Annotated in this window: 8 protein-coding genes; 3 read left to right on the top strand and 5 right to left on the bottom strand. The window is 69.0% G+C overall.

The window, feature by feature from the left end; translation table 11 throughout:
- Nucleotides 1-846: ribonuclease E/G (locus ACLL81_RS10450; RefSeq protein WP_411288282.1), on the bottom strand; the 846-nt coding region annotated here is incomplete at its 3' end.
- Nucleotides 847-1,309: 463 nt separating this feature from the next.
- On the opposite strand from ACLL81_RS10450, the gene ACLL81_RS10445 reads away from it, so the two are divergent.
- From ACLL81_RS10445 to prfB, 3 genes are all read left to right on the top strand, one after another.
- Nucleotides 1,310-2,497: an N-acetylmuramoyl-L-alanine amidase family protein gene (locus tag ACLL81_RS10445; protein WP_411288281.1), complete on the top strand. Its 1,188-nt coding sequence runs from the start codon at nt 1,310-1,312 to the stop codon at nt 2,495-2,497.
- A gap of 134 nt (nt 2,498-2,631) precedes the next feature.
- Entirely contained in the window at nt 2,632-4,989 is a 2,358-nt protein-coding gene (locus ACLL81_RS10440; RefSeq protein WP_411288280.1) for a penicillin-binding protein 1A, read from the top strand.
- 49 nt (nt 4,990-5,038) lie between these two features.
- Nucleotides 5,039-6,164 (top strand): peptide chain release factor 2 gene (prfB, locus tag ACLL81_RS10435; RefSeq protein ID WP_411288279.1). Its coding sequence is split into 2 segments (ribosomal slippage): nt 5,039-5,107 and nt 5,109-6,164, totalling 1,125 coding nucleotides; the frame shifts between segments, so codons are not numbered across the junction.
- Here the strand turns inward: prfB and ACLL81_RS10430 are convergent.
- The 4 genes from ACLL81_RS10430 to tyrS form a co-directional block, all read right to left on the bottom strand.
- The gene (locus ACLL81_RS10430) at nt 6,165-6,599 is read right to left on the bottom strand and encodes a bactofilin family protein (RefSeq protein WP_411288277.1); all 435 of its coding nucleotides are present in this window, start codon (nt 6,597-6,599) and stop codon (nt 6,165-6,167) included.
- On the bottom strand, nt 6,580-7,734 hold the full coding sequence (locus ACLL81_RS10425) for a M23 family metallopeptidase (protein WP_411288276.1): 1,155 nt from the start codon (nt 7,732-7,734) through the stop codon (nt 6,580-6,582). Before ACLL81_RS10425 ends, ACLL81_RS10430 begins: the two co-directional genes overlap by 20 nt.
- Before the next feature lie 263 nt (nt 7,735-7,997).
- Nucleotides 7,998-8,459 (bottom strand): peroxiredoxin, encoded by a 462-nt coding sequence (locus tag ACLL81_RS10420; RefSeq protein ID WP_411288275.1) that lies wholly within the window; start codon nt 8,457-8,459, stop codon nt 7,998-8,000.
- Between the two features lie 13 nt (nt 8,460-8,472).
- The coding region (gene tyrS / locus ACLL81_RS10415; protein ID WP_411288274.1) for a tyrosine--tRNA ligase at nt 8,473-9,557 on the bottom strand (1,085 nt) is incomplete at its 5' end.

Raw genomic sequence — 9,557 nt, 5'->3', positions numbered from 1 at the left:
GTCGCGGATCGCCCGCTTCACGAGGTCCTCTTCCTCGTAGATCAGCGCCGGCGCGATCGAATGCAGAGTCTTCTCGCGGATGTTCTCCCACAGCCGCAGCAGATAGTCGTAGTCGCGCTTCAGCTCGGCCTTGGTGCGCTTGGCGCCGGCGGTGCGCACGATCAGGCCCATGCCCTGCGGCACGTCCAGGCTCTGGACCACGCCCTTCAGGCGCTTGCGGTCGGTGATGGTGGTGATCTTGCGCGAGATGCCGCCCCCGCGCGCCGTGTTGGGCATCAGGACGCCATAGCGGCCGGCCAGGGAGAGGTAGGTGGTGAGCGCCGCGCCCTTGTTGCCGCGCTCTTCCTTGACCACCTGCACCAGCATGATCTGCCGGCGGCGGATCACTTCCTGGATCTTGTACTTGCGCATCAGCCGCCGGCGACGCCGGGCGACTTCTTCCTCCATGACGTCGTCCTCGTCCTCGGATCCGGCCTCGTCGGCGTCGTCCTCGTCGTCCGATCCAGGCTCGGAGGCGGCGGCGGAACGGCGGCCGCGGGGCTCGTGGTGGTCGTCCTCGTCCTCGGCTTCCTCGCGCATCAGCGCTTCGCGGTCGGCCAGCGGGATCTGGTAGTAGTCGGGGTGGATTTCGTCGAACGCCAGGAAGCCGTGGCGATTGCCGCCGTACTCAATGAAGGCCGCCTGCAGCGACGGCTCAACGCGCGTCACCTTGGCGAGATAGATATTGCCCCTGAGCTGCTTGCGGTTGGAGCTTTCGAAATCGAACTCTTCAACGCGGGTTCCGTCGACGACGACCACACGCGTCTCTTCCGCGTGGGCGGCGTCGATCAACATATTCTTGGACATCAGAAAAATCTCCGCGGCGCGCGGCGGGCCAGAGGCTCCTGCGCTGCCGGTGTGGGGGACGGACGCGCGCGTCGCCCGGGCAGACGCCGAATGCGGCGTCTCGGGCGGCCTTGGGCCGGATATTGGCGTGAGCTGCGCAGCCCATCGGGGTGTGTTCCTAGACGCGCCACATGGCGCGGAACGGATGATGCGTCGTCACCGAAGTTTCGGATGAAGCCGACGCCGGCTTTTGGTTCGCGTGACGCACAAGCCTGCTTCGCGGCAGGCGCGGCTGAAGTCGCGCGGGGCGGACATTGCAACACTGGAGCCTAAAAGGAAAGCCGAACGCGACAACGCGCCGCCGGAAAGAGGTCATTAACCGTTTGGCTACGGCGAGGGGCTGTATATGGCTGTTGCGAGCGCGGATCGCCAATCCGTGCGGGTTCTGGGGCTTTTGTTGATGTTGGGGCGTCTTCGTCGGGCGATGGCAGGAGACCGCGGCCGCGCATGGGCCGTGGCCGGCGCCGCCGTCTGCGGCATGGCGATGTTCGCCGTCTCCCACGCCGCCGTCGCCACCGCCGACATCCTCAAGGTGCGGATGGGGGGCGACGCCGCCCAGGCCCGCATCGTCATCGATCTCGACCGGGCGGTGTCCGGCAAGGTGATCGCCGACGGAGCGCTGGACCGCCGGGTGATTCTGATGCTGCCGGGCGTCTCGGCCCAGGCCCTGCAGGGCGCGGGGCAGGGGCTGGTAACCTCCTGGATGGTGGAACAGACCGCCGGCGGCGCCCGCCTGCAAATCGACCTGGCCGCCAACGCCACCGTGAAGCGCCGCTTCCTACTGCCGCCGGCCGACGGGGTGGCGCACTATCGCTATGTGATCGACGTGGTCGCCGCCGAGGGCGTGACCTTCGTCAAGGCCGCCGCGCCGCCGTCGCCCGTGGCGCGCCTGCGCACCCAGTTCCTGCCGGCCAAGGCGCCGCCGCTCTCGCTCAAGAAGACCGTGGTGATCGACGCCGGCCATGGCGGCCGCGACATCGGCGCCCGCGGGGCCCAGGGTTTCGAGAAGGACGTCAACCTGGCCGCCGCCCAGGCGCTAAAGACCCGGCTGGAGCGCACCGGCCGCTACACGGTGGTGATGACCCGGGACACCGACATCTACGTGCCCCTGGAGAGCCGGGTGCGGATCGCGCAACGCGCCGACGCCGACCTGTTCATCTCGCTGCACGCGGATTCGGGCCCGGAGCCCGACCTGCGCGGGGCCAGCGTCTACACCCTCTCCGACAAGGCGGCGTCCAGCCGCGCCGCCCAGTTCGTCAGCAAGGCCGACTGGTTTCAGAAAGCCAGCCTGGCCGGCGACCGCGGCGTCAGCGACATCCTCTTCGACCTGACCCAGCGGGCCACCCGCAACCGCTCGGCGATGTTCGCCCAGACCCTGGTTTCCAACATCGAGGGCAAGGCGCCCCTGCTGCGCCGCAGCCACCGCGACGCCGGCTTCATGGTGCTGCTGGCCCCCGACGTGCCGGCCGTGCTGCTGGAGATGGGCTTTGTCTCCAACCCCGAGGACGAGGCCCTGCTGCGCGATCCCGCCCGGCGAGGGCGGCTGATCGGGGCGGTGGGCGACGCCATCGACGCCTACTTCGCCCAGTCCGTCCGGCTTGCGGCGCGCTGACGCGGGCAAGCGGTCGGGCCGTTGGCGCCCGCTCCGACACAGGCTAGACGACGGCTGAAGGGTGCGGGACGCCCCCTGGAGGCCAGCGGAACTTGAATCCCCCCGAACGATGGGTCGCGGTCGCCGGCGTCGCCGTGCTGAGCCTCATTGCGCTGGCGGGCTTCGCCACGGCCATCTATGCCGCCTGGCTGTTCCACGACATGCCCGACGCGGGCGACCTGGTGGACTACCACCCGCCCACCGCCACCCGCGCCTATGGCTGGGATGGCACCCTGATCGGCGAATTCTCCCGCGAGCGCCGCATCTACGTGCCCTATGACGCCATCCCGGCGCAGACCGCCCAGGCGTTCCTGGCGGCCGAGGATCACAACTTCTTCAAGCACGGCGGCGTCGACGTGGGCGGCCTTAGCCGGGCCATGATCAAGAACGTCATCAACACCATCCAGGGCCGCCGGCTGGAGGGTGGCTCGACGATCACCCAGCAGGTGGCCAAAAACATCCTGCTGACCAACGACGCGACGCTGGGGCGCAAGCTCAAGGAGGCCATCCTCGCTGGCCGCCTGGAGCAGACCCTCAACAAGGAGCGGATCCTCGAGCTGTATCTGAACGAGATCTGGCTGGGCTATCGCTCGTTCGGGGTCGGGGCCGCGGCCTACAACTACTTCGGCAAATCGATCAGCGACCTGACCCTGGCCGAGAGCGCCTACCTGGCCGCCGTGCCGAAGGGGCCGGACAACTACCACCCGATCCGCCGCAAGGCCCAGGGCATCGCCCGCCGCAACTGGGTGATCGACCAGATGGCGGATCTGGGCTGGGTGAGCCGCGCCGAAGCCGAGGCCGCCAAGCGCGAGGACCTGGTGGTCCAGCCAGAGCCGACCCGAGCCAAGTACCGCGACGCCGACTATTTCGTGGAGGAGGTCCGCCGCCGGGGCCTCGCCACCCTGGGCCAGCGCCTCAATGAGGGCGGTTACTACATGCGCACCACCCTGGACCCGCGCATGCAGAGCGCTGCGCGGACCGCGCTGATGAACGGGCTGGAGGCCTACGACCGCCGGCACGGCTGGCGCGGCGCGTGGGGCAACGTGACCACGCTCACGGGTTGGGAAGACATCGCCAAGAAGAAGTCCCGCCCGGCCGAACGCCGCACCTGGCGCCCCGCCGTGGTGACTGGGGTGGCCGGCGGCGCCGTGCAGGTCCGCACCATCGAAGGGGTCAATGGCGCCCTGGCCAGTTCCGACGTGGCGTGGGCCCGGGCCGGCAAGGGCATCGGCTCAGGCGACCTGATCTTCGTGACTCCCGACGAGGCCGGCCAGGGCTTCCGCCTCAAGCAGGTGCCCGCCGTGAACGGCGCCCTGGTGGCCATGGAGCCCGGCTCCGGCCGGGTGCTAGCCATGGTCGGCGGCTATTCCTTCTCGCTCTCCAGCTTCAACCGCGCCACCCAGGCGGAGCGCCAGCCCGGCTCGGCCATCAAGCCGTTGATCTACGCCACCGCCCTGGAGAACGGCTACACCCCGGCCAGCGTGGTGCTGGACTCGCCCATCACCCTGCCTGGCGCCGGCGGCGTCGCCTGGTCTCCGGAGAACTACAACCGCAAATATTATGGCGCCCTGGCCCTTCGGCGGGGGCTGGAACTCTCGCGCAACACCATGACCGTGCGCCTGGCCCAGGGCGTCGGCATGACCAAGATCAGCGAGATGGCCGAGCGGCTGGGCGTCATGAAGAAGATGGACAAGGTCCTGGCCATGGCCCTGGGCTCCGGCGAGACCACGGTGTTCAAGCTGACCGGCGCCTACGCCTCCTTCGTCAACGGCGGACGCAAGGTCGAGCCGCACCTGATTGAGCTGGTGCAGGACCGCAACGGCAAGACCATCTTCCGGGCCGACCGGCGCGACTGCGACCGGTGCGAGGCCGGCTTCAGCGGCGCGGAGAGCCCGCGCATCGGCCAAACCGGGGCCCAGGTGATGGATCCGGTCACCGCCTATCAGATCTCATCGATGCTGCAGGGGGTCGTGCAGCGCGGCACCGCCACCCAGGCCCTGGTGCTGGGCCGTCCGGTGGGCGGCAAGACCGGCACCACCAACGACTATCGCTCGGCCTGGTTCATGGGCTTCACCCCGCAGATCGTGGTCGGCGTGTTCATCGGCTTCGACGACAACCGCAGTCTGGGCGACAACGAGACCGGCAGCGTCGCCGCCGTGCCGATCTTCATCGAATTCATGCAGGAAGCCATCAAGGGAACCGAGCCGGAGGAGTTCATGCCCCCGGCCAACGCCAAGTTCGCCATGGTGCGCGGCATCCGCGAGGCCTTCCGTCCGGGCACGGAGCCCCGGGTGGCCACCGCGCCGATGGGCGCCGCCGGGCCCGTGCGCTCAGGCCCGCAGCCCTACAATCAGGTCTGGCAGGGTGGGCAGTTGACTGGCGCCTCCGCGCCGCCCGCGCCGCCGCCGCCGCCGCCCGCCAAGAAGGCGGAAGACGTCACCGGCTTGTACTGAGCCCACCCGCGGGCTATCTGCCGCGCCCTTACATCAACGGAGCTTTCCCATGAGAGCGGATGTCGAGGCCGCCAAGGCCGACATCGAGCAGTCGATCGAACTGCTCAGGAGGCGTCTTTGACTGGGACCCTGCGCTTCGCAAGCTCGATGAGCTGAACGCCCGGGTTGAGGACCCGACCCTGTGGGACAACGCCACCGCCGCCCAGGCCCTGATGCGCGAGCGCACCCGCCTGGCCAGCCAGGTGGACGCCGTGCGCGCCCTGGAGCGCGATCTGGGCGACGCCATCGGTTACGCCGAGATGGCCGACGAGGAGGGTGACGAGGCCTCCCTCGAGGAGGCCCGCGCCCAGCTCAAGGGCTTGAAGGATCGGGCCGGCCGCGCCGAGCTCGAGGCGTTGCTCTCCGGCGAAGCTGACGGCAACGACGCCTTCATGGAGATCAACTCCGGCGCCGGGGGCACGGAATCCAACGACTGGGCTGGCATGCTGCTGCGCATGTACTCGCGTTGGGCCCAGGCGCACGGCATGAGCGTCGACTTCCTTGAAGAGACCTCCGGTGAGCAGGCGGGCGTCAAGTCGGTCACTCTGCAGATCAAGGGCGCCAACGCCTATGGCTGGCTGAAGACCGAGGCCGGCGTGCACCGGCTGGTGCGCATCTCGCCGTTCGATTCCGCCGCCAAGCGGCACACCAGCTTCGCTTCGGTATGGGTCTATCCGGTGGTCGACGACACCATCGAAATCGACATCAATCCGTCCGACGTGCGCACCGACACCTACCGGGCCTCCGGGGCCGGCGGTCAACACATCAACAAGACCGATTCCGCCGTCCGCCTGACCCACATCCCCACCGGCGTGGCGGTGGCCTGCCAGGCGGGCCGCTCTCAGCATCAGAACCGCGACGAAGCCTGGAAGATGCTGCGCGCCCGGCTCTACGAACTGGAGCTGCAGAAGCGTGAGGCGGCGCAGCAGGCGCTAGAGGACCAGAAGACCGACATCGGCTGGGGCCACCAGATCCGGTCCTACGTCCTGCAGCCCTATCAGATGGTCAAGGACCTGCGCACCGAGGTGGAGACCTCCGACACGCAAGGGGTGCTGGACGGTGACCTGGACGCCTTCATGGGCGCCTCGCTGGCCCAGCGGGTCGGCGTGACCCGCGACGCCGCGGAGGGCGCCTAGCTAGAGCTCCTGGACCGTGCTGGCGGTGAGCGCCAGGGGCTCGGCGGTTTCCAGGGCCTCGAACTTCAGGCTGCGGCCCTCGAAGTGGGCGCCGGCCTCGATCGCCAGCTCCGCATGCGTCATGTCGCCGTTCACCCGGGCGCTGGCGCACAGGCGAATCTGCCGCGCGGTGATCGAGCCGGTCACCCGCCCGCGGATTTCGACGCTCTCGGCCTCGATGGCGCCCTCGACCATGGCGCTCTCGCCCAGGGTCAGGCGGCCGACCCGAAGGTCGCCGACGAGTACTCCGTCCAGGTGGACGTCGCCGTCGCTGGCCAGGTCACCGTTCAGGGTGACGTTTTCGGCGATCAGGGAGGCGACCATCGGCTTGCGCCCGGGCTGGGCGGCGTCGGTACGCTCCGACCGCAACGGGTCCTTACTCGGCTTGGAGAACATACTCACCGGCTCTCAGGAAACGGATGGGGTTCTGGGCGCGGCCATTGACCCAGACCTCGTAGTGCAGGTGGGTGCCCGTGGAGCGGCCGGTGGAGCCCATGCCGCCCAGGCGCTGGCCGACTGCCACGCGCTGCCCCGGACGCACGCCGATGCTCTGCAGGTGGGCGTAGCGGGTCTTCAGGCCGCGGCCGTGGTCGATCTCAATGGTCTTGCCGTAGCCTGACCGGATGCCAGTGAAGGCCACGATCCCCGGGCCGGTGGCCTGGATCGGGGTGGAGACGACGCCGCTGAAGTCGAGGCCGGAGTGGAAAGCCGGGCGGCGGGTGAACGGGTCGCGGCGCACGCCGAAGCCGCTGCTCTGCGAGGTGTTGGCGGTAGGCCGCGCGAAGGGCATGTCCAGCGCCGCGTCCGACAGGGCCCGGGCCTCGGAGACATCGGTGGCGGCGCGCTGCACCCGCTGGGCGAAGTCCTCGTCCACGTCCAGCACGGCGGCCAGGGCCCGCGGGTCCTTGGACTCGATCAGCGGGCCGCCCAGGGCCCCGCCGCGCGGCAGGTAGGCGCTGGGGGTCAGGCCGGCCATGCGGAAGGCCAGGCGAACCCGGTCGGCGCGGCTCTTGGCAAAGGTGTCGGCGGCGTCCAGCAGTTGTTCCTGGCTGATCCGCACCAGCTCGACCCGGCGTTGCGGATTTGTCGCCTGGGTGGTCAGGGCGCGGTTGATCGACGGGGTCAGCGCCTCGGCGGCGCCAGGCGCGCCGCGCATGTCGGTGAGCAGCAGGGCCAGCGCCGCGTGGCGCTTTTCCACGGTGTGGGCGACGTTCTCGCCGGAGCCGCTGGCGGCGTTGAGCTGGGCGATTGCGCTGTCGAGGCGAGCCTGGCGGTCGGCCACATAGCGCTCGGACTGGGCCTTGATGTGGGCGATCTCGCGGTCGGCGGAGGAGGCGGAGAGCAGATTGACCAGCATGGCCGCGGTGCAGACGCCCATCCACAGCGCCGCGCCGGCCACCACGCTGGCGGCGGCCATCTGCTTGGAGGTGGACAGCATGAAGGCCTTCATCTGGCCGCCGGAGCGCACATAGAGGTGCCGCTCGGGAAACAGCTCTACGAGCGAACGGCGAAGGCGCGCCACGCGTGTCATGCTTTTCGCTGGGTCCCCGACCCCGTGAGAATTCGGCGATATGCAATGAGATTTCCGAAGCGCGCAAGGCGCTTTGCGCCGCATCGGGCGCAGTCCGAACCGTTCCCACTGTTCGCGAGCTTCGGTAAATGAAAGCTGAACGGCGTTCACAGATTCGTCCAGAATGCCGTTCGCCCTGGGCGATCATGGTCAAAGCTTCGCGGCGTTGGTGCAACAGGGCCCGGTTGGCGCGCCGGCCGCGTGCGACGCTGCGCCGCGTAGGATCAGAGCGCCTGGACGGCCTTCAGCACGTCCTGGGCGTGCCCCGGCACCTTCACCTTGCGCCACATCCGCGCGATCGCCCCGTCGCGGATCAGGAAGCTGGAGCGGTCGATGCCCATGTACTTGCGGCCGTACATGCTTTTTTCCACCCAGGCGCCATAGGCCTCCACCACGGCGCCGGCCGGATCGGAGCCCAGGGTCACACCCAGATCGTACTTGGCGGCGAACTTGCCGTGCGACTTCACGCTGTCCTTGGAAACGCCGAGCACGCTCGCGCCCGCCTTGGCGAAGTCGCCGGCGAGGCTGGTGAAGTCCTGCGCCTCCTTGGCGCAGCCCGTGGTGTCGTCCTTGGGGTAGAAATAGAGCACCAGGGTCATGCCGGCGAAGTCCGCCAGCCGCAGGGGGCCGTCGGCTCCTTCGAGCGTAAAGTCCGGCGCCCGGGCGCCCTCGGTCAGATCGGTCATTTGGCTCTCCATTCTAAACCGGCCGCACCAGGACGATCTTTTTCTTGCCCGCCGCCAGCTTGATAACGCCCTCGACCAGATCGTCTGGGGTGAGCGTGCGGTTGGCGTCGGTCTCGGCGTGGTCGTTGACCCGCAGGCCGCCGCCCTGGGCCAACCGGCGCGCCTCGCCGCGTGAGCCCGCCAGTCCGACGTCGGCCGCCAGCGCCGCCAGCACGATCCCGGCCACCAGCTCCGCCGCCGGTAGCTCGTGGGTGGGCAGGTCGTCCGACAGCTTGCCGTCGACGAACGCCGCCTGAGCCGCCCCCGCGGCGGCGTCCGCGGCCTCAGCCCCGTGCAGCAGCGTGGTGGCCGCGTTGGCCAGCACCTTCTTGGCCTCGTTGATCTCGGCCCCCGGCAGGGCCTCCAGCCGGGCGATCTCGTCCAGCGGCAGGTCGGTGAACAGGCGCATGAACCGGCCCACGTCAGCGTCCTCGGTGTTGCGCCAGAACTGCCAGTAGTCGTAGGGGCTGCGCAGGTCGGCGTTCAGCCACACGGCCCCGCCCACGGTCTTGCCCATCTTCTGGCCGGACGCGGTGGAGAGCAGCGGCGTGGTCAGGCCAAAGGCGGGCTTCTGGTCCACCCGGCGGATCAGCTCCACGCCGTTGACGATGTTGCCCCACTGGTCGGAGCCGCCCATCTGCAGGAGGCAGCCGTAGCGGCGCTCCAGCTCCAGGAAGTCCACCGACTGCATCAGCATGTAGTTGAACTCGAGGAAGGTCATCGGCTGCTCGCGGTCGAGCCTCGCCTTGACGCTGTCGAACGCCAGCATGCGGTTGATGGTGAAATGGACGCCGTAGTCGCGCAGGAACTGGACGTAACCGAACTTCGACAGCCATTCGTCGTTGTCGATCAAAAGCGCGTCGGTGGGCCCCTCGCCGAACGTGAGGAATTTCTCGAACACCGTGCGGATCGAGGCGATGTTGGCGGCGATGTCGCCTTCGGTGAGCTGCGGGCGCGACGTGTCCTTGCCGGTGGGATCGCCGACCTTGGTCGTGCCGCCGCCCATCAGCACGATGGGCTTGTGGCCCGCCTGCTGGAACCGGCGCAGCATCATGATCT

It is taken from the genome of Phenylobacterium sp., assembly GCF_046590535.1.
Lineage (GTDB): Bacteria > Pseudomonadota > Alphaproteobacteria > Caulobacterales > Caulobacteraceae > Phenylobacterium.
Note: the sequence above shows the minus strand (reverse complement) of the source record. Positions and strands in the feature narration are given on the sequence as shown.